26 protein-coding genes and 1 pseudogene are annotated in these 23787 nt (G+C 72.6%); 24 read left to right on the forward strand and 3 right to left on the reverse strand.

Annotation, left to right across the window (positions count from 1 at the left end):
* Positions 1–11: 11 nt before the first annotated feature.
* From ACFYR0_RS34105 to ACFYR0_RS34115, 3 genes are all read left to right on the forward strand, one after another.
* Complete coding sequence (locus ACFYR0_RS34105) at positions 12–782, forward strand: methyltransferase domain-containing protein (protein ID WP_389336971.1); 771 nt, start codon at positions 12–14, stop codon at positions 780–782.
* Between the two features lie 172 nt (positions 783–954).
* On the forward strand, positions 955–1746 hold the full coding sequence (locus tag ACFYR0_RS34110; RefSeq protein ID WP_389336974.1) for a Tat pathway signal sequence domain protein: 792 nt from the start codon (positions 955–957) through the stop codon (positions 1744–1746).
* Positions 1747–1884: 138 nt separating this feature from the next.
* On the forward strand, positions 1885–2583 hold the full coding sequence (locus tag ACFYR0_RS34115) for a dienelactone hydrolase family protein (RefSeq protein ID WP_389337132.1): 699 nt from the start codon (positions 1885–1887) through the stop codon (positions 2581–2583).
* 131 nt (positions 2584–2714) lie between these two features.
* Here ACFYR0_RS34115 and ACFYR0_RS34120 read toward each other — a convergent pair whose 3' ends face one another.
* Positions 2715–3035 (reverse strand): hypothetical protein, encoded by a 321-nt coding sequence (locus ACFYR0_RS34120; RefSeq protein ID WP_389336977.1) that lies wholly within the window; start codon positions 3033–3035, stop codon positions 2715–2717.
* 157 nt (positions 3036–3192) lie between these two features.
* Between ACFYR0_RS34120 and ACFYR0_RS34125 the strand changes: the two genes are divergently transcribed.
* From ACFYR0_RS34125 to ACFYR0_RS34135, 3 genes are all read left to right on the forward strand, one after another.
* Entirely contained in the window at positions 3193–3735 is a 543-nt protein-coding gene (locus tag ACFYR0_RS34125; RefSeq protein ID WP_389336980.1) for a GNAT family N-acetyltransferase, read from the forward strand.
* 261 nt (positions 3736–3996) lie between these two features.
* Entirely contained in the window at positions 3997–4545 is a 549-nt protein-coding gene (locus tag ACFYR0_RS34130) for a DUF1062 domain-containing protein (protein ID WP_389336984.1), read from the forward strand.
* A 715-nt stretch (positions 4546–5260) separates the two neighbouring features.
* On the forward strand, positions 5261–5776 hold the full coding sequence (locus ACFYR0_RS34135) for a hypothetical protein (protein ID WP_389336987.1): 516 nt from the start codon (positions 5261–5263) through the stop codon (positions 5774–5776).
* Between the two features lie 84 nt (positions 5777–5860).
* On the opposite strand, the gene ACFYR0_RS34140 is transcribed toward ACFYR0_RS34135, so the two are convergent.
* Positions 5861–6508 (reverse strand): 1,4-alpha-glucan branching protein, encoded by a 648-nt coding sequence (locus ACFYR0_RS34140; protein ID WP_389336990.1) that lies wholly within the window; start codon positions 6506–6508, stop codon positions 5861–5863.
* A gap of 104 nt (positions 6509–6612) precedes the next feature.
* Between ACFYR0_RS34140 and ACFYR0_RS34145 the strand changes: the two genes are divergently transcribed.
* The 5 genes and pseudogenes from ACFYR0_RS34145 (at position 6613) to ACFYR0_RS34165 (ending at position 10997) form a co-directional block, all read left to right on the forward strand.
* Positions 6613–8097 carry a TerD family protein gene (locus ACFYR0_RS34145; RefSeq protein ID WP_389336993.1) on the forward strand — a complete coding sequence of 495 codons (1485 nt, stop codon included), beginning with the start codon at positions 6613–6615 and terminating at the stop codon, positions 8095–8097.
* Positions 8098–8395: 298 nt separating this feature from the next.
* A pseudogene (locus ACFYR0_RS34150) lies at positions 8396–8962 on the forward strand (hypothetical protein); the annotation flags it as partial.
* A 42-nt stretch (positions 8963–9004) separates the two neighbouring features.
* Entirely contained in the window at positions 9005–10174 is a 1170-nt protein-coding gene (locus ACFYR0_RS34155) for a MarR family transcriptional regulator (protein ID WP_389336996.1), read from the forward strand.
* 4 nt (positions 10175–10178) lie between these two features.
* The gene (locus tag ACFYR0_RS34160) at positions 10179–10565 is read left to right on the forward strand and encodes a roadblock/LC7 domain-containing protein (RefSeq protein WP_389336999.1); all 387 of its coding nucleotides are present in this window, start codon (positions 10179–10181) and stop codon (positions 10563–10565) included.
* A 3-nt stretch (positions 10566–10568) separates the two neighbouring features.
* The gene (locus ACFYR0_RS34165) at positions 10569–10997 is read left to right on the forward strand and encodes a hypothetical protein (protein ID WP_389337002.1); all 429 of its coding nucleotides are present in this window, start codon (positions 10569–10571) and stop codon (positions 10995–10997) included.
* A gap of 167 nt (positions 10998–11164) precedes the next feature.
* On the opposite strand, the gene ACFYR0_RS34170 is transcribed toward ACFYR0_RS34165, so the two are convergent.
* Complete coding sequence (locus ACFYR0_RS34170) at positions 11165–12301, reverse strand: DUF3103 family protein (RefSeq protein ID WP_389337005.1); 1137 nt, start codon at positions 12299–12301, stop codon at positions 11165–11167.
* Positions 12302–12627: 326 nt separating this feature from the next.
* Between ACFYR0_RS34170 and ACFYR0_RS34175 the strand changes: the two genes are divergently transcribed.
* From ACFYR0_RS34175 to ACFYR0_RS34235, 13 genes are all read left to right on the forward strand, one after another.
* Entirely contained in the window at positions 12628–13326 is a 699-nt protein-coding gene (locus ACFYR0_RS34175; protein ID WP_389337008.1) for an NADPH-dependent F420 reductase, read from the forward strand.
* A gap of 203 nt (positions 13327–13529) precedes the next feature.
* Positions 13530–14126, forward strand: a complete 597-nt coding sequence (locus ACFYR0_RS34180; protein WP_389337011.1) for a TetR/AcrR family transcriptional regulator — start codon at positions 13530–13532, stop codon at positions 14124–14126.
* 240 nt (positions 14127–14366) lie between these two features.
* Positions 14367–14612 (forward strand): DUF6400 family protein, encoded by a 246-nt coding sequence (locus ACFYR0_RS34185; RefSeq protein WP_389337014.1) that lies wholly within the window; start codon positions 14367–14369, stop codon positions 14610–14612.
* On the forward strand, positions 14599–14847 hold the full coding sequence (locus tag ACFYR0_RS34190; protein WP_389337017.1) for a hypothetical protein: 249 nt from the start codon (positions 14599–14601) through the stop codon (positions 14845–14847). Before ACFYR0_RS34185 ends, ACFYR0_RS34190 begins: the two co-directional genes overlap by 14 nt.
* 131 nt (positions 14848–14978) lie before the next feature.
* Positions 14979–16781 (forward strand): hydrogenase maturation protein, encoded by a 1803-nt coding sequence (locus tag ACFYR0_RS34195; protein ID WP_389337020.1) that lies wholly within the window; start codon positions 14979–14981, stop codon positions 16779–16781.
* Positions 16782–16845: 64 nt separating this feature from the next.
* Positions 16846–17934: a hydrogenase expression protein HypE gene (locus ACFYR0_RS34200; RefSeq protein WP_389337023.1), complete on the forward strand. Its 1089-nt coding sequence runs from the start codon at positions 16846–16848 to the stop codon at positions 17932–17934.
* Positions 17935–18054: 120 nt separating this feature from the next.
* Positions 18055–19836 carry a nickel-dependent hydrogenase large subunit gene (locus tag ACFYR0_RS34205; RefSeq protein ID WP_389337026.1) on the forward strand — a complete coding sequence of 594 codons (1782 nt, stop codon included), beginning with the start codon at positions 18055–18057 and terminating at the stop codon, positions 19834–19836.
* Positions 19833–20372: a hypothetical protein gene (locus ACFYR0_RS34210; RefSeq protein WP_389337029.1), complete on the forward strand. Its 540-nt coding sequence runs from the start codon at positions 19833–19835 to the stop codon at positions 20370–20372. The genes ACFYR0_RS34205 and ACFYR0_RS34210 overlap by 4 nt, the downstream gene beginning before the upstream one ends.
* Positions 20369–20998 (forward strand): DUF5947 family protein, encoded by a 630-nt coding sequence (locus ACFYR0_RS34215; RefSeq protein WP_389337032.1) that lies wholly within the window; start codon positions 20369–20371, stop codon positions 20996–20998. Before ACFYR0_RS34210 ends, ACFYR0_RS34215 begins: the two co-directional genes overlap by 4 nt.
* Entirely contained in the window at positions 20995–21687 is a 693-nt protein-coding gene (locus ACFYR0_RS34220) for a DUF6084 family protein (protein ID WP_389337035.1), read from the forward strand. The genes ACFYR0_RS34215 and ACFYR0_RS34220 overlap by 4 nt, the downstream gene beginning before the upstream one ends.
* Entirely contained in the window at positions 21684–23102 is a 1419-nt protein-coding gene (locus tag ACFYR0_RS34225) for a hypothetical protein (protein ID WP_389337038.1), read from the forward strand. Before ACFYR0_RS34220 ends, ACFYR0_RS34225 begins: the two co-directional genes overlap by 4 nt.
* Complete coding sequence (locus ACFYR0_RS34230) at positions 23099–23638, forward strand: hydrogenase maturation protease (protein WP_389337041.1); 540 nt, start codon at positions 23099–23101, stop codon at positions 23636–23638. The genes ACFYR0_RS34225 and ACFYR0_RS34230 overlap by 4 nt, the downstream gene beginning before the upstream one ends.
* A complete protein-coding gene (locus ACFYR0_RS34235; RefSeq protein ID WP_389337044.1) occupies positions 23635–23739 on the forward strand; it encodes a DUF6893 family small protein in 105 nt (34 codons plus the stop codon). Before ACFYR0_RS34230 ends, ACFYR0_RS34235 begins: the two co-directional genes overlap by 4 nt.
* The last annotated feature ends 48 nt before the right edge of the window (positions 23740–23787 follow it).

A 23787-nucleotide genomic window follows, 5' to 3' on the forward strand; every position in this document is an offset into this window, starting at 1 on the left:
AGTCGGGGTCCATGACGACCGCTGTCGATCACTACGACCGGTTTCTCGCGGAGCACTACACCTGGATGCTGGGCGGTGATCTGGCGGCGCTCGCCGCGTCCCAGCGCGCCCATCTGATCGAGTGGGGCGTGGTGCCCGGCCCGGCCGGTCCGGCGGCCGTGGACCTCGGCTGCGGCCCGGGGCACACCAGCCTCGCCCTGGCGGGCCTGGGCTTCGATCCCGTCCTCGCCGTGGACCTGAGCCGCCCGCTCCTGGACGAACTGGCCGCGCACGCCGACACCGTACCCGCCGTGCGGCCGGTGCGGGCCGACCTGCGCACCGCGCTCGGGGACCTGGTCCGTCCGGGTTCGGCGGGCGTCGTGGTGTGCCTCGGCGACACGCTGACGCACCTGCCGACCAGGGGTGACGTGGCCGCGCTGTTCGGCGAGGTCGCCGTCGCGCTCGCGCCCGACGGCGTCGCCGTGTTCGCCTACCGCGACCTGGAGGTCCCGCTCACCGGCACGGACCGCTTCCTCCCGGTGCGCTCCACCGAGGACCGGATCATGACCTGCTTCCTGGAGTATCCGGACGACTTCGACGACTACACGGTGGTCGTGCACGACCTGATCCACCGCCGGGACCGGGCAACCGGCAACTGGGCCATGAGTGCCCACAGTTACCGCAAGCTGCGGCTCTCGCACGCCTGGGTCGTCGAGCAACTGCGGCTGTCCGGGCTCCGAGTGACGCGTGAGCGGAGCGAGCCGGGCGGGATGCGCACGGTGGTCCTGAGGCGCGCGGTGTGAGGGTGCGGTGCGCCGGGGGAGCGGAGACGTGAGGGAGCGGTCGGCCGGGAACGGAGGCGCGAAGGCGGCGGGGTTTATCTGTTAGGAACCTTTACTGTCAGTCCGGTCTGGGGCAGCATGCCGTGTACCTCGCCACCTCACTCCAGGGGTACCCATGACGCATCGCCGCTCCATGGCAACGGCCACCCTGGCCGCGCTCGCCCTCGCCCTGGCCGCGGTCGGCATCGCCGTGCCGTCCCGCTCCGCCGAGGCCGCCCCGGCCTGGACGCTGCGCTGGTCGCCCGCCCCGGCCTCCGTCGGGCTCGGTGCCTTCGAGACGATCGAGGACGACCGGGCCGACTCGCACCCCGGAGGAGCACCGCACATCAGGACCGTGGGCGACACCTATCGGTTTGACATGCACATGGTCGACCGGGACTCGTCCACCGACCGGCAGCGCCACGAGGTCACCGGCAACCGGACCTCCTCCTCCGGCCACCTCCAGTGGCGGCTCGGCGAGACCTGGCGCGTCACCTACTCGATGTACATCCCCAGCACCCTCAGGGCCACGACCAGCTTCACGCACATCATGCAGACCAAGCAGCCCGGCCAGGGCACCTCCCCGATCACCGTCACCTCGCTGCGCCGCGTCAACGGCGTCCAGACCATCGAGCACAAGGTCTTCGCCGGAGACGTCCTGGTCGGCCGCACCGCCCTCGAACCGCTCCAGAACAAGTGGATCGACATCGAGTACGAGATCAGGATCGGCGACGGCACCTCCGGGTCCGTGCGCTGGGTCGTCAGGAACGCCGGCACCACGGTCGTCGACGCCAGGAAGACCGGCGTGGACACCTTCCTGGCCGACCGGGTACGGCCCAAGTGGGGCATCTACCGCTCCCTCGGCGACACCTCCGGCTCACTCCGCGACACCTACCTCCTGCTGCGGAACCTGAAGGCGTACCAGCTCACGGGCGGCACGGCGTAACCGCACCCCCGCACCCGGTCGGCCCGGCGCCCGTCGGGCCGACGGGTGGCGAACGCCGGAGGGGGTACCCGGTGGGGGCACCCAGGGCGGCGCGTCGATCCACCGAGGACCGGGCACGGACGGAAGAAGCTGATGACGATGATCTCCGAGCTGGTTCTCGTGCGCACCGAGGACGCCCACCTGCCCGGAGACCTCGTCGTCCCGGCCAAGGCGCGGGCCGTGGTGCTCTTCGCGCACGGCAGCGGCAGCTCCCGGCACGGCGCGGGCAACCGGACCGTCGCCGCCGAACTGCGCACCGCCGGGTTCGGCACGCTCCTGCTGGACCTCCTCACCGAACGCGAGGAACGGCACGACCTGCTCACCGCCGAGCACCGCTTCGACATCCCCTTCCTCACCCGCCGCCTGGTCGGCGCGATCGACTGGCTGGACACCCAGCCCGGCACGCGAGGGGTCCCGGTGGTCCTGTTCGGCGCGAGCACGGGCGCCGCCGCCGCGCTCATGGCCTCGACCGAGCGGCCGGGCCGTGTGCTCACCGTCGTCTCGCGCGGCGGTCGTCCCGACCTGGTGGACGGCGCACTGAAGAAGGTGACCGCGCCGGTCCTGCTCGTGGTCGGCGCCCAGGACACCGAAGGCCTCCACCTGAACGTGGAGGCCGCCCAGCGCCTCATGGCCCCGCACTCCCTGCAACTCGTCCCCGGGGCGACGCGGTTGTTCGTGGAACCCGGCGCGCACGGGCAACTCGCCACCCTGGTGAGGAAATGGTGCGACGAGAGGACGGCCGACGTACGACGGCGGGGCCGCGCCACCACCCGCACACCCCGCCCGACCAGGCGATGACGAAGGGGCGCCGCACGGTCGCACCAGAACTCCACGCGACAGCCCGCAGGGGACGTCGTCACAGAACAGCCGCCTCCGCCGGCCGTCCCGGACCACGGACCCGCCCACGCCGACTGACACGGCCCCCGGTTTCAGCCGGCCGTCTCCCGCGCCCAAGCCGACTCCACGGCCCGGCGCAGGTCCTCGGCGCCCGGCGCCCCCTCCGCCCGACCGTCCGGGGTCCGGTACAGCCGGCACGAGACGGCGGCCGGAGCGCCGGGCACCGCGAACGGGTCCACCCCGTCGATCAGCACCGTCGGCGACCCGCTCATCCCGAGGCGCGCGGCCTCCCGCTCGTCGTCGACCTCCACCAGCTCCACCCGGGCCGTACGCCCGGCCAGCGCGTCGGCGAGCCGCTCGCGGACCAGCGCCGTGTGGGGACACCCGGGCACGGTGAGCACGGTGATGCGCACGGTTCTCCACTCCCCGCTCGGCATCCTCGTACCTGACCCTACTCGGCGAAGCCCCGGCGGGCGGTGGACAGGAGCAGCGCCCTCGCCGGACCGCCCTGGGCCGGAGTGAGCCCTTATCGGCTTGTGGCCGTTCGGCCGGGTCGGATAGGAAACTCGCATGCTTAGAGGCAGCAAGGTCGGGCTGCGGGCCCGGCACGACGACGACATCCCGGTCCTGCGGGCCGAGCTCTACGACGACGTGGTCAACGCCTCGCGGGCCGAGGCCGGCCCATGGCGGCCGATCACGCCCGGCGCGAAGGACCGGCGGCTCGTCGTGGACGACACGGAGCAGGGGCATGTCCCCTTCTCCGTGATCGAGCTGGACGGCGGCACGCTGATCGGCACCGCGACGCTGTGGGGCATCGACAACCACAACCGGGCCGCGCACATCGGGCTCGGTCTCCTGCCGTCCGCCCGGGGCAAGGGCTACGGCACCGACGTGGTCTCGGTGCTGTGCCACTACGGCTTCGTCGTGCGCGGTCTGCACCGGCTCCAGATCGAGACGCTGGAGGACAACACCGCGATGCTGCGCTCCGCCGAGCGCAACGGCTTCGTCCGCGAGGGCGTGCTGCGCTCCTCGGCCTGGGTGCTGGGCCAGTTCCTGGACGAGGTCCTCCTCGGCCTCCTCGTCCAGGACTGGAAGCCGGACTCGACGAGGTAGGTCCTGTCTGTCGTCAAACTCCGGTCGTCGCCCGACCGGCCGGTCGGGGCCCCGGCGGCGGACGTCGGGCGGTGGGGCGCGCGAAAACCGGTGGAACCGCACCACCGCGCGCCACTACCGTACTGCCGACCCAGGTTGTCCAGGTGAGGACGTGCCGTTGTACACCGTGTGAGACCCCCCGAGAGCTGATCTGTCGCGCGTCGCGCTGCCGCGCCGCGCTGCTTCCTGCTGCGGATTTCTCACTGAAACCGGTGTACTTCTGTGCTCAACACCTGGGTGGTCGTTCCCACCTGCCTTCCTCTCGTCCGCCGTCGTTGCCACACCTGCGCCTCCGGGCGTTTCCGGGCAAGCGGGCGGTTCCGCGTCAACGCACACCACAAGCTCATCGACGTCTGGCTCCTCGTGCTCTGCGCCGGGTGCGGGGAAACCGCGAAGCTGACGGTCCTGGAGCGGACCAACGTGCGTTCCGTACGCCCCGGTCTGCTGGACCGGCTGCACGACAACGACCTCGGTCTGACCGCCGGGTTGCTCCAGGACCCGGTCGTGCTGCGGCGCAATCGCGTCGCCCTCGACTGGGACGGCGCCTGGCGTCTCGACACCGGCGGAACGGATCACCTGGACCGCGAGGTCGTCGACGTCTCGGTCCGCTTCGCGGCGCCGATTCCCGTCCGGCCGGTGCGGCTGATCGCGGACGGGTTCGGTCTGCCGCGGGCCGAGGTGGAGAGGCTGATGGCGGAGGGCCGGCTCGTCTCGGCGGTCCGGCTGAACGCCAGGCTCTCCGGTGACTTCACCTTCACGCTCAAGCGCTGAGCCCTCCCAGTGTCAGGGGCCTGTCCGGCCGATCCGCCGGACAGGCCCCTGGCCGTTACCCGAGGGTCGAAGGGCTTTCCACGGAGCCGACTTGGCCGCCTCAGGAACTGGGCGGCACCGAGGGCGAGGTCGTGCCGGCTGCGGAGACCGACGTGCCGAGCGGTGGGTTGTCGCCCGGGGAGACCACGGATTCCGCCGTGCTCCCCGACCCCACCGGCGTGCCGGCCGACGAGGCGCGCCAACTCCCGGAAAGTCGGCGCCTGGTGGTCGAGGCGACCGAGGAGGTGTCCGAGGGGCCGAGCCCGGCACGGTCGTCGGCCAGAGCCCGCAGCCCGGTGAACCGGCCCCACCGGACTCGGTGGTGACTCTCGTGGTGACGGCCACGGACGTGCTCGTCCCGACGGACGATCCTTCCGTGATCGTCGAGCCCGCCGAGGAGGCCGTCGCCCCGAGGTCCCGCCCGAGGAGACGGAGGCCGTCGGTGATCCCGGCGACGACAGCGGCTTCTTCGGCGGCGGGAGGGGCGGCCGACTCGTCCGGGCAAGGAACCGGTGTCCCGGCCCCGCACCGCGGTGGCCGGGACACCCGTGTGCATCGGGAATCCAGGTTTCCGTTTTGTCCTCTGGCCAACGCGCGTAGACCCCGGCACCATCATCGTGCACCGCCTGCACAGCCGCCCTACCGGAAGCATGGCCCACCGCAGGAAGGTCCCCATATGAAGGCCATCAAGGCCCCGAAGCTCCGCTCGGTCCTGACCGCCCTCGCCCTCGTCATCGCCCCGGCTGCCGCCGTTGTCGGCACGGCGGGCGAGGCCTTCGCCGTCACCAAGATCTCGCACGCCACCGCGACCTCGATGTTCAGCCAGGTCGGCATCACCTGGTCGTCGTCGGGCAACTGCTCCAACCGCAACGTCGCCACCTGTACGTCCTTCGAGCAGCTCAACCTGGCCACCGCCCAGGGCGCGCAGACCCTCAAGCGTGCCAGCGGCTGTGCCCTGAACATCACCGGCGGCACCGAGACCGGCCACGCCTCCGGGACGTACTCGCACTGGAACGGCTACAAGCTCGACTACGCCAAGTACACCTGCGTCGGCAACTACATCAAGAACACCTTCACCTACATCGGCGTGCGCGGCGACGGCGCCCCGCAATGGCGCTCCGGCTCCGGCAACATCTACGCCGACGAGGGCAACCACTGGGACGTCACCTACTACAACTGCGGCGGCTGCTGAACCCCGCCGGACCGGGGGGAGCACGAGGGCGGCCCGACCGGGCCGCCCTCGACCCGGCCCCGGCGGCAGCGCCCGGCGGCAGCGTCAGGCGCCGTGCAGCACGGCGAACAGCCCCCGGGCCCGGCCTCCGTCGGGTGACTGCCACGAGCCCGCGACGTGCCCGATCGCGCCCTTCGGCGGGAGAACAGGGCCGTCCCCGACGGGTCGCAGGATCCTCTGGACGCGGAGCGTGCCACCGTCCGGCGCGACCAGGGCGGTGCCTTCCCCGTCGTCCACGGCGGTGAACTCCGCGGGGAGGTGCCCCTCGCCCGTGCAGGAGCCGGTGACCTCCCGGTCGGGGGCGTCGGTGACGTTCTGGTCCTGGGCCTGTGTCCGTCCCTCGATCAGCGCGGTCAACTGGGCGACCGCCACGGGGTCCTGGCAGGCGTCGTAGGCCCATCGCCGCCCCAGCACGCCGTGCTCCATGGTGCCGACCAGGGCCTGCTCGGACCCCTCCAGCGGTGCGCCGCGATAGGTGAGCGGCACCAGCAGGGCGGCCGGCTCCGGTCCCGACGCGTCGGTGACCACCATGAACTCGATCCCCACCTCGCCCTCGGGATCGTCCAGCCGAAAGCCCCCGGCCTTCGCCAACTGCGGCCGCGCGCCGCCCCGGTACCAGGAACGGGTGGGCAGCCAGGCCTCGAGCAGCTCCAGCTTCGACGGCTCCAGAGCGGTGTGGTGGATGACGGCCATGCGCGGGCTCCCTCTCGCCGGGCGGACACGGACGACGATCATCTCAGGCGTCATCCTCGCGAACGCCCCTGTCGATGACCGGACGCGGATGTCAGGATGCCTCCATGCAGATCATCAAAGGGGGGAACCTTCCACTCAGCGGCGAGCCGATGCGCGTCGCCGTCGTCCGACGCTCCGGGGGGCCGGGGCAGTTGGAGGTCGACGCGGCCGCGCTGCTGGTCGACGCGAGTGGCAGAGTTCGGGGACAGCACGACCTGGTGTTCTACAACCAGCCCGTGCACCAGGGGAGTGGCGTGAAGCTGCTGGGCAACGCGCAGGGCGAGGGCGGTGTCGTCGCCGACTGGCTGGAGATCGATCCCGGCGGCGTCGAGGCGTCCGTGGAGCGGATCGTGGTGGCGGCGTCGTGCGAGGGCGGGACCTTCGCGGACGTCTCGGACCTGTACATGCAGGCCGTGAGCGCCACCACCGGCGCCCAACTGGCGCTGTACGAGGTCGAGGACGCGACGACCGAGACGGCGATCCTGCTGGGCGAGTTCTACCGGCGCAACGGAGGCTGGAAGTTCCGCGCGGTCGGACAGGGTTACGCGTCCGGACTGCCCGGACTGGCGGGGGACTTCGGCTTCACCGTGGCGGAGGAACCGGCGGCGGCGCCGGGCCCGGCGCCCACGGTGCCCGGTCATCTGCCTCCGGCGCCACCGCTGCCGGACACGGTGACACCGCCCGTACCCGTTCCCGACGCGGCCGTGCAGCCGCCGTATCCGGCACCGCAGCCGCCCGCGTCCGCCGCTCCGCGGACCGCGCCGGTGCCGGCTCCGCTCCCGGCGCCGGTGCTCGCGCCCCTTCCCGACGGGGCAGCGGGAACGCCGTACCCGGCCGCGCAGCCCGCCCCGGTGCTCGCGCCGCTGCCCGACGGGGCCGCGCAGTCGCCGTATCCCGCTCCGGTCCCGCCCGCCACGGCCGCCGGTGCCGCAGTCCCGCGCAACGGACTCCCCGCCGAATTCGGCCCCGACTTCCCGCACTTCGAGCAGAGCGGCAGCGGCGACGAGGTCGTCCGGGTCGACGTGCCGATCACGGCCGGGTACGTGGTGGTCGAGCTGGTGAAGGAGGGGGACGGCGCCACGGAGATCGTCACGCTGGACCACCGCAACCAGAAGGACAAGGAAGTCCTCTTCAGCTGGATCGAGAATCTGCGCGCCCGCGCGCTGGTGGACCACGACGGCCACGGGCCGCTGCGTCTCCACGTCCTCACCCAGGACGACTGGACGCTCTCCGTGCGCCCCGTCTCCACGCTCCGCACGCTGAGCGAGGGCCGGATCGAGGGCCACGGCCCCGACGTCGTCGCGCACACGGGAGACGCGGTCGATCTGGCGATCCGGACCCGGGGCGACGAGGACGGCGACGGCTTCTTCGAGATCGAGGCCGTACGGCCCAACGGCAAGCGCGACGACGTCTTCAGCCGGTGGGACAAGGGCCGCGGCTCGGCTCCGCTGACCGCGGGCCCTCGCCTGCTGGTCGTCACCGCGCCCGCCGCCTGGTCGATCGAACCCCGCGAGATCGGCACCGGCTCGTTCTGGAGGCGGCGCCGCTGACCTCTCAGTCCCGGGGTGACCGGTCGGGCGGCGTGGACAGGGGTGACCCGGTCGTACGGTCCGTCCGACCGCCGGTCACCCCGCACGGCCGGGGCGGGCCGCCGGGGAACGACGGGGAGCGCCGGCGGCTCGGTCACGCCGGTCCGGCACGACCGGGAGGGCGGTGTCCGTCAGTTGAGTTCGTCGGGGTGAGGGCCCGTGCGCGGGCCGCGGTCGAGACCCGCGAGCGCCCGCGTCTCCTCGTCGTCGTGCCCGGCCTCCAGATCCTCACCTGGGCCCTCCAGGTCATGCCGGTCTTCTTCTTCGTCTCACGGCGATGCTCGGCGTGTACGGGGCCCTCCTCGCGCTCGGCGTACGGCTGCCCGAGCCCGCCGGCCCCGCCTGGCGGGCGCAGACCCCGGTGCGGCTCGCCGCCGCGGCCGCCCTCACCGCGCTGCCGGTGTCGGCCTTCCGCCGCTTCGAGCGGCCCACGCCCCTCGGACCGACCGCCGACAGCGGAGGCCCCCTGGCCGCGCTCGGCATCACCCTCGCGCTCCTCGGCGTCCTGGGCCTGTCGATAACCGGCTTCGGCGGCCTCCTGGAAGGCCACACGGCCACCCTCGTCGCGGTCCAGGTCACCGCTCCGGCGGCCGCGGCGACGGTCCTGGCGGGCTGGGTCCTGGTGGAACGCGCGGGCCGCGCACAGCCGTTGCCCCGCCCGGTCACGACCGGCCCAGTCGGCGCTCCCGTCCCGACATCGTTCGTTCAAATGACCGTAGAACAAACGAAGTTGACCGACGCGACGTGGCAACTTCCGCCAGGAACAGGCAGCTGGGGACAGAGCGCTCCGGAATATGCCGAACCGCTGATACACCTACCCCCCTGAGTGCGACGCATCAGGCGTTTGTGCGACATGCCAAGGGGAGCGATGGCGGGCGTTCGGGATTCCCTCGGCAGGGTCGGCCACGACCTGCTCACGCAGGCACTCGGCTCCTGCGGGACCGAGGGCTTCACCGGGGAACTGCGGGTCGCCGGAACGCCCGGCGGCACCTTCCATCTGCGCGACGGGCTCGTCGTCGCGGCGGAGAGCCCCGGGGCACCCGGCCCCGAGGCCCTGCTGCTGCGCACCGGACGGGTCGACGGCGAGCAGTGGGCCGAACTGGTCCGCGAGGCGGGCGGCTCCCGCTGGCCGGCCGCCGGGCTGATCGCCCGGGGCTGCGCCGGAGCCGCCGAGCTGCGCGTGCTCTGCGTGATGGCCTTGCAGGACGCCGCGTTCGCGATCAGCGCCGGCTGGGTCGACGGCTGCGAACGCGCCCCGGCCGCCGGTCCGCCGCCCGCCACGGTCACCGGGGGCGAGCCTCCCGCCCGGCTGCTCCAGGAGGCCGCCCGCAAGGTCACCGCCCTCGACGCCCTGCCGTGCCCCGTACGCCCCGACCGCGAACGCCCCCTCCCCGGCGCCGTCCCGCCGGGCCGCCGCCTCAGCTCCCTCCAGCAGGAGCTGCTGCTGCACGCCGACGGCCGTCGTACCACCCGTGACCTCGCCTTCCGTACCGGCCGGGGGGTCTACACCGTCACCGTCGAGACGGCCCGCATGCTCGGCGAGGGCTTGCTGGAGTGCGCCGACGGGGACTCCCCGGTCCCGCTCCGGCTGCCGGCCGCCGACCGGCCCGTACACCACCTGCGCCCACGGACGGCACCCCTCCCGGACCTGAACCGGGACCTGAACACGGCCCCGATCCCGGACGTGAACACGGCCCCGGCCCCACACCTGAACACAGCCCCGACGCCGCTGCCAGGCCTCACCCCGCTCCCGGCCCTCACCCCGCTCCCGCTCGCGATCCCGCTTCAGGCCCCGCCTCCGCCCGCCGCCGAGGACACCGCCGTACGGCACCCCCAGCCACCCCCGCCACCCCCGTCCGCGCCGCCCGAGCCCGCAGCCGTCAGCCTGCCCCGCCGCACCCCCGGCGCCAGCGGCATCACCGAAGCTCTCACCCCGCAGCAGAACGGGGCGAGTTGGAAAGGGTTCCTCCGCCTGTGGACCGCGGATCGCCGCGTGCCGAAACAGCCGGAGCACCGCGATCAGCAAATGGAGAGTTGAGTACATGAACCACGAAGCACTCGCGCTGGAGATGCGCGGGCTGCGCGAACGGGTGACCGGCATCACCGACACCGCCGTCGCCGCCGCAGACGGGCTGTTGATCGCGGCCGACACCGCCGACACCATCGACCCGGAGGGCCTCGCCGCCCTCGCCGCGGCCGGGCTCGGACTCGCGCGCCGCACCACTCAGGCGAGCGCCCGCGGCACCCTGCGCCAGACGGTGACCTACGGCAGCCACGGCTGCGCCGCGGTGTACGCGGTCGGCGACACCGCGCTGATGATCGTCCTCGGTGACGAGGGCATGGACGTGGACCGGTTGCACCGGGCCTCGCAGCCGACCCTCGACCGGATCGGCGACATTCTGACCGCCAAAGCCCCCGAGGGAGTGTGACCGATGGCCACCAAGCGTATGGGCGCCGGGTTCTCGGACCAGATCCTGGGTCTGGTCAAGTCACTGCGCGCGGACGCGCCCGACTGCGTCGCGTCCGGTGTAGTCGACATGTCGACCGGCATGCTGCTGTCCTACGAGACCGTCGACAACCACCCGCCCGAGGTGCTCGACCTGCTCGCCGGCGCGACCCTCGACCTCTTCCAGGGCCGTACGGTCGTGATGATCGAGGACGTCTTCAAGGAGCGCCGTGGGATCAGCAGCGACAACCACTTCTTCCAGGAGATCCTGGTCAACAGCGAGAACCTCACGCACCTGTTCGTACGGATGAGCGATCAGCAGGACGTGGTCGCGGTGGTGGTGTGCCGCAAGACGGTGAACGTGGGCATGCTGTTCGCGCAGGTCAGGCGGGTCATCCGGGAGTACGGCATGTGAGACCGGGCCGCTCCTGAACCGGCACACCCCGGTACTTCCGACCCGCACGATCCGGCGGCGGGCCCACCCCCTCGGGCCCGCCGCGTGCCGTGCGGAGCGGAGACCCGAGAGGGCCGGCGGACCCGGGAGCCCGCCGGCCGTCATGACGCGACGCGCCTACGGCGGTGTCAGAACGCCGACACGAAGTACGGCTCCACGGTCATCCAGCCGTTGCCCCGGGCGCCGTTGCGGGTGCCGTTGTCGGCCCGGGCCAGGGTGTACCAGGAGTCGACGTAGTCGGGGTCGTCCGTCCACCAGTCGTCGGGGATGGCGTCCAGGACGGCGTTGACGAGAGGGACGTAGGCGCCCTGGTCGGCGATGGTGAGCAGGGCGTTGGCTATGGCCTTGGCGAGGTCGCGGTAGTTGGTGCTGCCGTCCTCCTCCATCATCACGGCGTCGGCGAGGTTGTACTTGTAGTTCGACCAGTTGACGAGGATCTGGTTCGGCCGGTAGACCGTCCCGTCGTTGTCGAGGTACGGCATGTCGACCGGGTCGACACGGACCTTGCCGTCCAGGCCGAAGCCGGTGACGAGGGTGTAGATCTCGGCGTCGCCCTTGATCCAGGGCTCCTCGTCGTTCGACAGCCTGACCGAGGTGACGCGGGTGGTCCAGAAGCCTGCGGCCGCGGCCGCGTCCGGGGTGCGCAGGGAAGTCCGGTCGGCGGACGCGAGGCCGTGGCGGCCGAGTTCCTCGTTCAGGACGTCGAGGCCGGCGGCCAGGGCCTTGGAGGCGTCGATGTCCACGACGTACACGGGGTGGGAGGGCGGCCTGCGCGCGTCGATCGCGTGGGCCCGGCCGCGGCTGTCGTAGGCGGTGACGGCGGGGTCGTCGTCGGTGGTCGCCGCGGCCACCCACGGGACGGTCCCGGAGGCCAGGGCCGCGCGCATCGAGTCGTCCCCGAGGCGCAGCCGCAGCAGCGAACCGGCCTTGGGGCCGAGGCCCTTGGCGGCGGCGATCCGCCGGTCGGCGTCGGCCAGGGTCGACTTCAGCGTGCCGCGCGCCTGTCCGGCGAGCGAAGCGATGTCCACCTCGGGGGAGTTGAGCGCCACCGTACGGACGCGGGCGCGCCAGGCGGTGTCGGCGAGCGAGCCCGCGACGGCCCGGGCGGCACGGTCCTGAGCCGCGTCGACGGCGGAGGCGGGCGTGGGGGCGGGCGTGGGGGCGGCCGTGGCCGGCAGCGCGGTGAGGGTCTGGCCGACGCTCAGCGCGACGACACAGGCCGCGACGGCGCCGAGCCCGCGACGGCGGGGGAAACGAGGTCTCACGGGGATCGGTCCTCCAGGGGGAGAGTGGTCGGTGTCGCCCTGTCAGATGGAGCCGGGGAGTAGGTCTATGCGGGTAGATCCGTCCGCAGCCAAAAGCATGACGATGCCATGACAATCAGGCAAGGGGGCGTCGGGTCGCGGGAGCGTGAACATCCCGCGACGGGGGAGTGCACCCACCGCCGGGCCGGGGGCCGCCGACCCGGCCCGCCGTTCCGGCGGACTCGCGCGGCCTTCTTGAAATACCGAACCACTCGGTTTAGTTTTATCGAAGTGAAGGCGTCCCGCCCGGACCCGCGCGGGCGCCCCACTCTCCGGAAGGGACTCCCATGCGTTACGCAGTACTCGGCACCGGAAGCGTCGGCCGGACCCTCGCCGCCAAGCTCGACTCGCTGGGGCACGAGGTGGTCGTCGGCACCCGGGACACCGGGGCCACCCTCGCCCGGACCGACTCCGACGCCTTCGGCAACCCGCCCTTCGCCCAGTGGCTGGCCGAGCACGAGCGGGTGCGGCTGCTGGACTTCGCGCAGGCGGCGGCCTTCGGCGAGGCGGTGCTCAACACCACCTCCGGCACCGGCTCGCTCCGGGCGCTCGAAGCCGCGGGCAGCGACAACCTGGCGGGCAAGGTCCTGCTGGACCTCGCCAACCCGCTGGACTTCTCCCAGGGCTTTCCGCCGTCGCTCGACCCGGTGAACACCGACAGCCTCGGCGAACAGATCCAGCGCGCCTTCCCCGGGACGAAGGTCGTCAAGACGCTCAACACCATGAACGCCGCGATCATGGTGGAGCCGTCCCGGGTGGCCGGCCCGCACAACGTCTTCGTCTCCGGCGACGACGCGGGCGCCAAGAAGCACGTCACCGAACTGCTGGCCGAGTTCGGCTGGCCCGAGGCCGACATCATCGACCTCGGCGACATCAGCACCGCACGCGGCACCGAGATGCTGCTGCCGGTCTGGCTGCGCCTCTACGGCGCGCTCGGCCACGACCAGTTCAACTTCCACGTCCAGGGCGCCCGCACGGACGCCTGAGCCGGCACCGGGCGGGGGCGCGACCGGCGAGGTCCGCCGGACCGGTATCGACCCGCTCGGGTGCGACCGGCCGGGCCGCCGACGCCGTACCCGGCCGCCCGGCGCGCGGCCGTACCGGCGAGCCCGTACCGGACCGGCGAGCCCGTACCGGACCGTGAACCCGTACCGAACCGCTCGGTGCGGCATCGCTCTATCCTTCAGCAATGCGCGAGACGAACACCGCCAGGAGCGCGGGACGCCCCCGTTCCGCGGAGAAGGACGCGGCGATCCTCCAGGCCGCGCTCGAACTCCTGGCCTCCCACGGATACACCCGGATGAGCCTGAGCCAGGTGGCCGCGGCCGCGCAGGTCAGCAAGTCGACCATCCATCTGCGCTGGAAGACCAAGGCGGACCTGGTCACCGCCGCCCTCGAGGCCATGCGCATGGTGCACGCCCCGCCCGCGAGCGGCGACACCCGCACCGACCTGGTGGCCGTCCTGGAGGACTTCGCCGAGACGGTCCGCCGGGTGCGCGGCATGGCCCTGATCGGCACCTGCCTGGCCGAGGAGGCCCACACCCCCGACCTGCTCGCCCTGCTGCGCGAACGCACGGTCCTGCCCCGCCGGGCCCTGCTGCGGGAGATCCTCGAAGGCGCCCGGGACCGTGGCGAGATCCGCGCGGACGCCGACCTGGAGGCGGCCGTCTCCGCCCTGCTCGGCCCCTTCTACGCCGACTACCTGGGCGGCCGCGGTGGTCACCACGGCTGGGCCGGACAGGCCGTCGACCTGGTCATTTCCGGCCTTCGCCCGCCCGGCGCCTGAGGCACGCGCCGCTCCTCGGCCGCCCGGCGCCCGGCGCCCTTCGCCCGCCCGGCGCCCTTCGCCCACCCGGGCGCCTGACGGTCACGGCGCCCCATGCCCACCCGGGCGCCTGAGGCCCGCGACGCTCCTCGCCCGCCGGGCGCCTGACGGTCACGACGCCCCACGCCCGCCCGGCACCCCGCTGTGACTTCTCCCACCCGCTCTTGCCCCGGCGAGAAAGGGTTACCTAATTTCGACGGCATGTCCTCCCATGACCCCGCTGCCTTCGAGTTCGCCGTAGACCTCACGGCCCACGAGATGCACCGGCGCGCGCACGTCCTGGAAGCCCTCGGCCCCGACTGGGACCCGGGCGCCGCGCTGCGCGGTGAGGAAGAGGCGTACGCCCTGCTGTACTCCGGGCTCGACGCGGACCAGCGGCGTGTGTACGACGAACTCGTCGAGGCCGGAGTGCTGCCCCGCCGAGGAGGCGGCCATGCTGCCCCTTGACCCGCAGGCGGACATCGGCCGCCGGGCCTGGGTCGCCTGCCCGAACTGCGACGACCACCAGGGCTGCGGGGACTGCGCCCAGCGGCGCAGCTGCTCGCAGCACTGGCGTTATCTGCTCTCCAACACGGGCAGTCTGCTGCACCTCCAGTGCAGCGGGTGCACGCATGTCTGGACGCACGAGACCGGTTTCGGCGCCACTCGCTCCCTATGGAAGCGCATCACGGGCGCTCCGTGAGGCCGGTCGGCGGATCCGACCCCGCTTTCGGATGACCCTGCCGTCCGGTTCCGGGCGCGAACGGCCGTTCTGCCCCAGGATCGCGGTCGGCGGTCGAAGCCCGGCCGCCGTCCACCAGCCCGGAGGCAGCCGTGCGCATCCTGCTCGTGGCCAGCGCGTTCAACAGCCTCACTCAGCGTGTCCACGCCGAACTGCGTGACCGCGGCCACAGGGTGGCCGTGGAACTCGCCCTTCCCGACGGCTCACTGACGGACACCGTGCGGCGGCACGACCCCGAGCTCGTGGTCGCGCCGATGCTGAAGACGGTGATCCCCGAGGAGGTGTGGTCGGCGTACACCTGCCTCGTGGTGCATCCGGGGCCGGTGGGCGACCGCGGCCCGTCCTCCCTGGACTGGGCGATCCACGAGGGCGCCGGGCACTGGGGGGTGACGGTTCTCCAGGCCGACGCCGAGATGGACGCGGGCGACGTGTGGGCCTCGGTGGCGTGCCCGGTCCCGCCCGTGGCCAAGAGCGACCTGTACCGCGGTGAGGTCGCCGACGCCGCGCTGGCCGCCGTCCTGTTCGCCGTGGAGCGCTTCGCGGGCGGCACTCATGTCCCGCTCCGGCAGGACCACGAGGGTCTGGCGGGCGCGGCCCCGCGGGTCAGGCCGTATCTCGACCAGAGCGTCCGGCGCATCGACTGGGACGCGGACTCCACCGAGACGGTCGTCCGCAAACTGCGCGCGGCCGACTCGCAGCCGGGTGTGCTGGACGAACTGCTCGGCGGCGAGTGGTACCTGCACGGCGGTCATCCCGAGCGGGCGCTGCGCGGCCGTCCGGGCGAGCTGCTGGCCACCCGGACGGGGGCGGTGTGCCGCGCCACCACCGACGGTGCCGTATGGATCCCCGAACTGCGCCCGCGACGCCTGCCCGGCGGGCCGCCCACCTTCAAACTGCCTGCCGCGCGGGCCCTCGGCGATCGGCTCCCGCCCCTGCCCGACCTCGCCCCGCCGCCGCTGCCCGACGGACGCGACGGCACCTGGAGCGACATCCGCTACCGCGAGGAGGGCGACGCGGGCTTCCTGTCCTTCGCCTTCCCGGGCGGGGCGATGAGCACCGGGCAGTGCCGGCGGCTCCTGGCCGCCTACCGCGCGGCCCGCTCCCGCCCCACCTCCGTCCTGGTGCTGGGCGGCGAGCGGGACTTCTTCTCCAACGGCATCCACCTCGGCGTCATCGAGGCCGCCGCCGATCCCGCCGCCGAGTCCTGGGCGAACATCAACGCCATCGACGACCTCGTCGAAGCGGTCCTGACCACCACGGACCGGCTGGTGGTCGCCGCCGTCGGGGGCAACGCGGCGGCGGGCGGGGTGATGCTCGCCCTGGCGGCCGACGAGGTGTGGTGCCGCGCAGGGGCCGTGCTGAACCCGCACTACCGCCTGATGGGGCTGTACGGCTCCGAGTACTGGACGTACACCCTGCCCCGCAGGGTCGGTGCCGCCGCGGCCGAACGGCTGATGCGGGAGGCGCTGCCCGTGAGCGCGGCCGGTGCCCTGGACCTCGGTCTCGCGGACCGGGTGCTCGACTGCGGCCCCGGCGACTTCGCGCGGGAGGCCGTCGCCCTGGCGGCGCGGCTCGCCTCCCACCCGGCCACGGCGGCCCGCGTCCTCGCGAAGAAGGCGGCACTCGACCGGCAGGAGTCGGCCACCCCGCTGGCGGTGTTCCGCGAGCGGGAGCTGGACCGGATGCGACGCACCTTCGAGGACCCCGCCGCGCCGTACCACGCGCTGCGCCGGGCGTTCGTCCGCAAGGAACGGCCCCGGGCCACCCCCGCGCATCTCACGGGCCCTCCCGGACACCGGGCGGGTCCTCCGGTTGCGCCGAACGGCTCCGTCCCCTGTGTGACCCCCGTCACCGGAACGGCGCTCTCCGATGTCCCAGAGCGGCCGAACGGCTGATACGAAGAGAGGCGAAGGCCCGAAAAGAAGGCCTTCATCCCTTACCTCCCCAGGAGGCGGTCCCATGACTGAGGCGACGCAGGGCACGGCATCCGCAACGGACACCACCGGCGCGCCCGCCGACGAGACGCCCACGATCCACGTCCTCTGGATCAACGCGGGCCTGAGCTGCGACGGCGACTCGGTCGCGCTGACGGCGGCCATGCAGCCCAGCATCGAGGAGATCGTCCTCGGCGTGCTGCCCGGACTGCCGAGGATCCAGGTGCACTGGCCGCTCATCGACTTCGAGTGCGGTCCGGTCGGCGGCGCGGACACGTTCATCGAGTGGTTCTTCAAGGGCGAACGGGGCGAGATCGACCCGTTCGTACTCGTCGTCGAGGGGTCCATCCCCAACGAGGCGATCAAGCCCGAGGGCTACTGGTGCGGCTTCGGCGACAACCCCGAGACCGGCCAGCCCATCACCACCAGCGAGTGGATCGACCGCCTCGCCCCCAAGGCCCTGGCCGTCGTGGCCATCGGCACCTGCGCCACGTACGGCGGCATCCACGCGATGGCCGGCAACCCGACCGGCGCGATGGGCGTCCCCGACTACCTCGGCTGGGACTGGAAGTCCAAGGCGGGCATCCCGATCGTCTGTGTGCCCGGCTGCCCGATCCAGCCCGACAACTTCGCCGAGACCCTCACCTACCTGCTCTACCAGGCGACCGGCGCCGCCCCGATGATCCCGCTGGACGACAAGCTGCGCCCGGCCTGGCTGTTCGGGGCCACGGTGCACGAGGGCTGCGACCGGGCCGGCTACTACGAGCAGGGCCAGTTCGCGGAGACGTACGACTCGCCGAAGTGCCTGGTGAAGATCGGCTGCTGGGGCCCGGTGGTGAAGTGCAACGTGCCCAAGCGCGGCTGGATGAACGGCATCGGCGGCTGCCCCAACGTCGGCGGCATCTGCATCGCCTGCACCATGCCCGGCTTCCCCGACAAGTTCATGCCGTTCATGGACGAGCCCCCCGGCGCCAAGCTGTCCAGCACGGGCAGCTCCGTCTACGGCTCCGTGATCCGCAGGCTGCGGACCATCACGGCACGGACGGTGGACAAGGAGCCCAAGTGGCGCCGTACCGGGGAGAAGATCACCACCGGCTACCGGCCGCCCTGGTGACGACCTCCCACGGCTGACGGCCGCGTGCCCCACGCGGCCGGCCACGAGTGACCCGCTCTGCTTCGTGCACCCCCCACACACACCCGCACCCCCCGCGCAACGAAGGGCACGGCAACGACCATGGCAACGACGAAGGCGGCCGGAGACGGTACCGGTCTGGTGGAGATGTCCTGGGATCCGATCACCCGGATCGTCGGCAGCCTGGGCATCCACACGAAGATCGACTTCAAGCAGAAGAAGGTCGCCGAGTGCTACAGCACCTCGTCGGTCTTCCGTGGCTACAGCGTCTTCATGCGCGGCAAGGACCCTCGCGACGCCCACTTCATCACCAGCCGCATCTGCGGCATCTGCGGCGACAACCACGCCACCTGCTCGGTGTACGCGCAGAACATGGCGTACGGCGTGAAGCCCCCGCACCTCGGTGAGTGGATCCTCAACCTCGGCGAGTCCGCGGAGTACATGTTCGACCACAACATCTTCCAGGAGAACCTGGTCGGGGTCGACTACTGCGAGAAGATGGTCAAGGAGACCAACCCCGGGGTCCTCGAACTCGCCGAGCGCACCGAGGCCCCGCACGCCGCCGAGCACGGCTACCGCACGATCGCCGACATCATGCGCTCGCTGAACCCGCTGGAGGGCGAGTTCTACCGCGAGGCGCTCCAGGTCAGCCGCTACACACGGGAGATGTTCTGCCTGATGGAGGGGCGCCATGTGCACCCCTCCACGCTCTACCCGGGCGGTGTCGGCACGATCGCCTCCGTGCAGCTGTTCACCGACTACATGAGCCGCCTGATGCGGTACGTGGAGTTCATGAAGCGGGTCGTCCCCCTGCACGACGACCTGTTCGACTTCTTCTACGAGGCCCTGCCCGGCTACGAGGAGGTCGGCCGCCGCCGCGTGATGCTCGGCTGCTGGGGAGCGCTCAACGACCCCGAGTACTGCGACTTCACCTACGCCAACATGACCGACTGGGGCCGGCGCATGTTCGTCACGCCCGGTGTCGTCGTCGACGGCAAACTGGTGACGAACGACCTCACCCAGATCAACCTCGGCATCCGCATCCTGCTGGGCAGCTCCTACTACGAGGACTGGGAGGGCCAGGAGCAGTTCGTCACCCACGACCCGCTCGGCAACCCCGTCGACCCGCGCCACCCGTGGAACCAGCACACCATCCCCGCCCCGCAGAAGCGGAACTTCGACGACAAGTACAGCTGGGTGATGTCCCCGCGCTGGTTCGACGGCAAGGAGCACCTCGCCCTGGACACCGGCGGCGGCCCCATCGCCCGGCTGTGGTCCACCGCCCTGTCGGGACTCGTCGACATCGGCTACGTCAAGGCCACCGGCCACAGCGTGGTCATCAACCTGCCCCGCACGATGACCAAGCCGGAGACCACCTTCGAGTGGAAGATCCCGCAGTGGTCCAACGCGCTGGAACGCAACCGCGCGCGCACCTACTTCCAGGCGTACGCCGCCGCCGTCGCCCTGCACTGCGCGGAGAAGGGTCTCGAGGAGGTCCGCGCCGGACGCACCCAGACCTGGGAGAAGTTCGAGGTCCCGGACGAGAGCATCGGCTGCGGCTTCACCGAGGCCGTCCGCGGCGTCCTCTCCCACCACATGGTGATCCGCGACGGGAAGATCGCCAACTACCACCCGTACCCGCCCACTCCGTGGAACGCCAGCGTCCGCGACAGCTACGGCACCCCCGGACCGTACGAGGACGCGGTGCAGAACACCCCGATCTTCGAGGAGAACTCCCCGGAGAACTTCAAGGGCATCGACATCATGCGCGCCGTCCGCAGCTTCGACCCCTGTCTGCCCTGCGGAGTCCACATGTACGTCGGCGGCGGGAAGACCGTGAAGACCCTGCACGTGCCCACCGGCCTGAGCGGACTGGGCGGATGAGCGCGCCGACGGCACCGCGGGCCGTGACCGCGCAGGAGACCGGCCGCCGCGTCGAGGAGATCCTCGACCGGCTCAGCGCCGACGGCGACCCGGCCGGCGTCACCGCCGCCGAGGAACTCGTCCGGTCCCTGATGGACTTCTACGGCTCCGGCCTCGCCCGCATCCTCCAGCTGCTGGCCGCGAGCCCCGGCGACCCGGCCGCACGGCTCCTCGGCGACGAACTCGTCGCGAGCCTTCTGGTCCTGCACGATCTGCACCCCGAGGACCGCGACACCCGTATCCGCCGCGCCCTGGACAGCCTGCGCGGCCAGGACCTGGAGGTGCTGGGGTTCGACCAGGACACCGGCCGGCTGAGGCTGCGGGCGCCCGCGAGCGGCGGCGGCTGTGGCTGCGGCTCCGACGCGGACGGTGCCCGGGAGGCCGCCGAGGCGGCCCTCGCCTGCTTCGCCCCGGAGGTCACGGTCGTCGACGTCGAGACCGCGCCCGCCGGGCCCACTCTCCTCCAGATCGGCGTGGCGCCCACGGTGGCCCGATGAGCGCGCCCGCCGCAGGCCTGCGCAGATTCGTCACCGAACGCCCGCCACGCCCCGAGCTGTGCGAACTCTGCGCCACCGAGGTGCCCGAGGACCACCGCCACCTGGTCGACACCGAACAGCGCGCCCTCGTCTGCGCCTGCGCCCCCTGCGCGGTGCTCATGGAACAGCCGGGCTCCGCCGCGGGCCGCTTCCGCGCGGTCCCGGCCCGCTACCTCACCGACCCCGGCCACCGCCTCGGCCCCCGGGCCTGGGAGACCCTGCAGATCCCCGTCGGCGTGGCCTTCTTCTTCCGCAACGCCGCCCTCGACCGGCTCGTCGCGCTCTACCCGAGCCCCGCGGGCGCCACCGAGAGCGAACTCGAACCCGCCGCCTTCGACGAGGTCCTCGGGGGCACCCGGCTCGCCGCGCTCCTCGAACCCGACGTGGAGGCACTCCTGCTGCGCCGGACCGGCGACAGCTGCGAGTGCCACCTCGTCCCCATCGACGTCTGCTACGAACTCGTCGGCCGGATGCGCCTGTTGTGGCAGGGCTTCGACGGCGGAGCGGAGGCGCGTGCCGCGCTGGACGCCTGTTTCACCGAGGTCCGGCGCCGGGCACGGCCCCTGAAGGAGGCGGAGCGGGCATGACCGAGTTCTCCTTCTCCTGCACCGGCGTCCGCGCCGACCGGTACGCGGCCGGACCCACCCTCGTCTTCCGGCTGCGCGTCACCGCCTCCGGCGACACCCCCGTGCACGCCCTCGCGCTGCGCTGCCAGTTGCGCATCGAACCCGCCCGCCGCGGCTACGCCGCCGACGAGGCCGACGGACTCACCGACCTGTTCGGTGAGCGCTCCCGCTGGGGCAGCACGCTCCAGCCGGTGCAGTTCGCCCAAGTCCCCCTGATGGTGACCGCGTTCACCGGGGAGACCGAGGCCGACCTCGTCGTCCCCTGCACCTACGACCTGGACGTCGCCGCGACCCGCTACCTGGAGGCCCTCACCGACGGCGAGGTCCCGCTGCTGATGCTGTTCTCCGGCACGGCGTTCACCGGCACCGGCGGCTTCCGGGTGGAACCCGTCCCCTGGGACCGCGAGGCGACCTGCCGGATGCCCGTCGCGACCTGGCGCGAGATGGTCGAGCAGCACTTCCCCGGCTGCGGCTGGATCCGGCTGCCCCGCGCCACCATGGACGCCCTCCTCGCCTACCGCTCCCGGCACGCGCTGCCCTCCTGGGACGCCACCCTGCGGGCCCTCCTCGACGACGGCGCCGCCGCCGGTGTACCCGCGAACGACCCACTGCGCGCCCTCACCGGCACCACCGGAAGGACCCAACCGTGACCGCGCCCGCCTTCGCACCCGAGACCGAGGAACGCCTCGCCCTCGCCCGGCAGGTGGCCGACGCCGTCCTCTTCGAGGGCTATGTCCTCTACCCCTACCGCGCCTCGGCCGCGAAGAACCGGCTGCGCTGGCAGTTCGGGGTGCTGGTACCGCCCGCCTGGGGCGCCGAGCACGACGAACACGACTTCCAGCACACCGAGTGCCTGATGGAACCGAAGCCGGGCGCGACCCTCTCCGTCGAGGTCCGCTTCCTGCGCGCCCGCCGGCGCACCGTCCAACAGGCCCTCCCCGACGGCGGTTTCGCCACCGTTCCCGAACTCCGCCTGGACGACCGGGTGCTGATGCCCTGGGACGAGGGCACCGAGGAACGCGTCGAGGTCGTCGTCCCCGTGACCGCACTGCCCGGCGACGGCGTCACCCGCCCCTTCACGCTCCCCGCGCGGGAGGACACCGAACCGGTCCTGGACGCCGCCGGGCACACCGTCGGCCGGCTGCTGCGCCGGTGCGAGGCGGTCAGCGGCAGACTCACACTGTCCGCACGCGAACTCGACGGCCCCTACCGCACGGTGCGGCTGACCGCGGTCGTCGAGAACACCAGCGACTGGACCCCGAGCGGGGAGCGGGGCGACGGCCGGGAGGCCGCCCTGCCGCACTCCCTGGTCGCCACCCACCTCCTCATGGCCCTCAGCGCCGGTTCGTTCCTGTCGATGACCGACCCGCCCGAGTGGGCGAGGGGCGCGGTCGCCGCCTGCCGCAACCTGCACACCTGGCCCGTCCTCGCGGGCGATCCCGGACGCGGCGACCTGGTGCTCTCCTCGCCGATCATCCTGGAGGACCACCCCGCCATCGCCCCGGAGAGCCCCGGCGCGCTCTACGACGCCACCGAGATCGACGAGATCCTCGCGCTGCGCACCGCCGCCCTCACCGACGAGGAGAAACGCGAGGCCCGCGGCACGGACGCCCGCGCGGCCGCGGTCATCGACCTCGCGGACTCCATGCCCGCGGAGGTACTGGAACGCCTGCACGGCGCGGTGCGCGGTCTGCGGGAGATCACCGGCGAGACCTCGGACGGGTTCCCCGACGAGCACGGCGTCCAGCGCCCCGACACGCCCTGGTGGGACCCGGCGAGCGACGCCGGGTTCGACCCGGCGCGGGACCGGGTCGTCGTCGGCGGCCGGTCCCTCGGGGCGGGCAGCCGCGTCGAACTGCGGCCGGGCCTGCGGCACACGGACGCCCAGGACCTGTTCCTCCAGGGCCGCACCGCCACCGTGGAGGCGGTGCTGCACGACGTCGACGGCACGGTGCACCTCGCGGTCACCGTCGACGGCGACCCCGGTGCCGACATCCGCCGGGAGCAGGGCCGCTACCTGTACTTCCAGCCCGACGAACTCGTTCCGCTGGAGGGCGACGCATGAACCGTCCCAGAACCCTCGTCGCCGGCATCGGCAACATCTTCCTCGGCGACGACGGCTTCGGAGTGGAGACCGCCCGTCTCCTCGCCGCCCGCGACCTGCCGGACCACGTCGAGGTGGTCGACGTCGGCGTGCGCGGGGTGCACCTCGCCTACCAGCTGCTGGACGGCTACGACACCCTCGTCCTGCTCGACGCCACCGAGCGCGGCGGGACCCCCGGCACCCTCTACGTCATCGAGTACGACGGCCCGGACGGCGGCGACACCGCCCCCGCGATCGATGGTCACCGCATGACCCCGGACGCGGTGCTGGCACTGCTGGACACGCTCTGCGCCGGTACCGGAGGACAGCGCCCCCGGCGCGTCCTGATCGTCGGATGCGAACCGGCCACGGTCGAGGAGGGCATCGGCCTGAGCCGGCCGGTCTCCGACGCCGTCCCCGAGGCCGCCCGGCTCGTCGGGGAACTGCTCCGGGACGACCCTGCCGGCCTGGCGCGCGTCCCCGCCGCCGACACCTCCACAGAAGGAGACAACCCATGAAGAAGATCATCGCCGCCGGTGCCGCCCTGGCCGCCGTCGCCGCCGTCGTCTCGCAGATCGCTCCCGACGTCCGGCGCTACCTCCGCATCCAGCGCATGTGACGCGCCGCCCGGTACGCCGCCGCCCTTGCGGCGAACGGCGTACCCGCC

This window comes from Streptomyces sp. NPDC005017 (genome assembly GCF_042873115.1).
In the GTDB taxonomy this organism is placed as follows: Bacteria; Actinomycetota; Actinomycetes; order Streptomycetales; family Streptomycetaceae; genus Streptomyces.

Excerpts from the sequence above, each read along its gene's own strand:
- ACFYR0_RS34105 (WP_389336971.1), top strand. The coding sequence starts at position 12 with ATGACGACCGCTGTCGATCACTACGACCGGTTTCTCGCGGAGCACTAC.
- ACFYR0_RS34110 (WP_389336974.1), top strand. The coding sequence starts at position 955 with ATGGCAACGGCCACCCTGGCCGCGCTCGCCCTCGCCCTGGCCGCGGTC.
- ACFYR0_RS34115 (WP_389337132.1), top strand. The coding sequence starts at position 1,885 with ATGATCTCCGAGCTGGTTCTCGTGCGCACCGAGGACGCCCACCTGCCC.
- ACFYR0_RS34125 (WP_389336980.1), top strand. The coding sequence starts at position 3,193 with ATGCTTAGAGGCAGCAAGGTCGGGCTGCGGGCCCGGCACGACGACGAC.
- ACFYR0_RS34135 (WP_389336987.1), top strand. The coding sequence starts at position 5,261 with ATGAAGGCCATCAAGGCCCCGAAGCTCCGCTCGGTCCTGACCGCCCTC.
- ACFYR0_RS34140 (WP_389336990.1), bottom strand. The coding sequence starts at position 6,508 with ATGGCCGTCATCCACCACACCGCTCTGGAGCCGTCGAAGCTGGAGCTG.
- ACFYR0_RS34145 (WP_389336993.1), top strand. The coding sequence starts at position 6,613 with ATGCAGATCATCAAAGGGGGGAACCTTCCACTCAGCGGCGAGCCGATG.
- ACFYR0_RS34155 (WP_389336996.1), top strand. The coding sequence starts at position 9,005 with ATGGCGGGCGTTCGGGATTCCCTCGGCAGGGTCGGCCACGACCTGCTC.
- ACFYR0_RS34160 (WP_389336999.1), top strand. The coding sequence starts at position 10,179 with ATGAACCACGAAGCACTCGCGCTGGAGATGCGCGGGCTGCGCGAACGG.
- ACFYR0_RS34165 (WP_389337002.1), top strand. The coding sequence starts at position 10,569 with ATGGCCACCAAGCGTATGGGCGCCGGGTTCTCGGACCAGATCCTGGGT.
- ACFYR0_RS34175 (WP_389337008.1), top strand. The coding sequence starts at position 12,628 with ATGCGTTACGCAGTACTCGGCACCGGAAGCGTCGGCCGGACCCTCGCC.
- ACFYR0_RS34180 (WP_389337011.1), top strand. The coding sequence starts at position 13,530 with ATGCGCGAGACGAACACCGCCAGGAGCGCGGGACGCCCCCGTTCCGCG.
- ACFYR0_RS34185 (WP_389337014.1), top strand. The coding sequence starts at position 14,367 with ATGTCCTCCCATGACCCCGCTGCCTTCGAGTTCGCCGTAGACCTCACG.
- ACFYR0_RS34190 (WP_389337017.1), top strand. The coding sequence starts at position 14,599 with ATGCTGCCCCTTGACCCGCAGGCGGACATCGGCCGCCGGGCCTGGGTC.
- ACFYR0_RS34200 (WP_389337023.1), top strand. The coding sequence starts at position 16,846 with ATGACTGAGGCGACGCAGGGCACGGCATCCGCAACGGACACCACCGGC.
- ACFYR0_RS34205 (WP_389337026.1), top strand. The coding sequence starts at position 18,055 with ATGGCAACGACGAAGGCGGCCGGAGACGGTACCGGTCTGGTGGAGATG.
- ACFYR0_RS34210 (WP_389337029.1), top strand. The coding sequence starts at position 19,833 with ATGAGCGCGCCGACGGCACCGCGGGCCGTGACCGCGCAGGAGACCGGC.
- ACFYR0_RS34215 (WP_389337032.1), top strand. The coding sequence starts at position 20,369 with ATGAGCGCGCCCGCCGCAGGCCTGCGCAGATTCGTCACCGAACGCCCG.
- ACFYR0_RS34220 (WP_389337035.1), top strand. The coding sequence starts at position 20,995 with ATGACCGAGTTCTCCTTCTCCTGCACCGGCGTCCGCGCCGACCGGTAC.
- ACFYR0_RS34230 (WP_389337041.1), top strand. The coding sequence starts at position 23,099 with ATGAACCGTCCCAGAACCCTCGTCGCCGGCATCGGCAACATCTTCCTC.
- ACFYR0_RS34235 (WP_389337044.1), top strand. The coding sequence starts at position 23,635 with ATGAAGAAGATCATCGCCGCCGGTGCCGCCCTGGCCGCCGTCGCCGCC.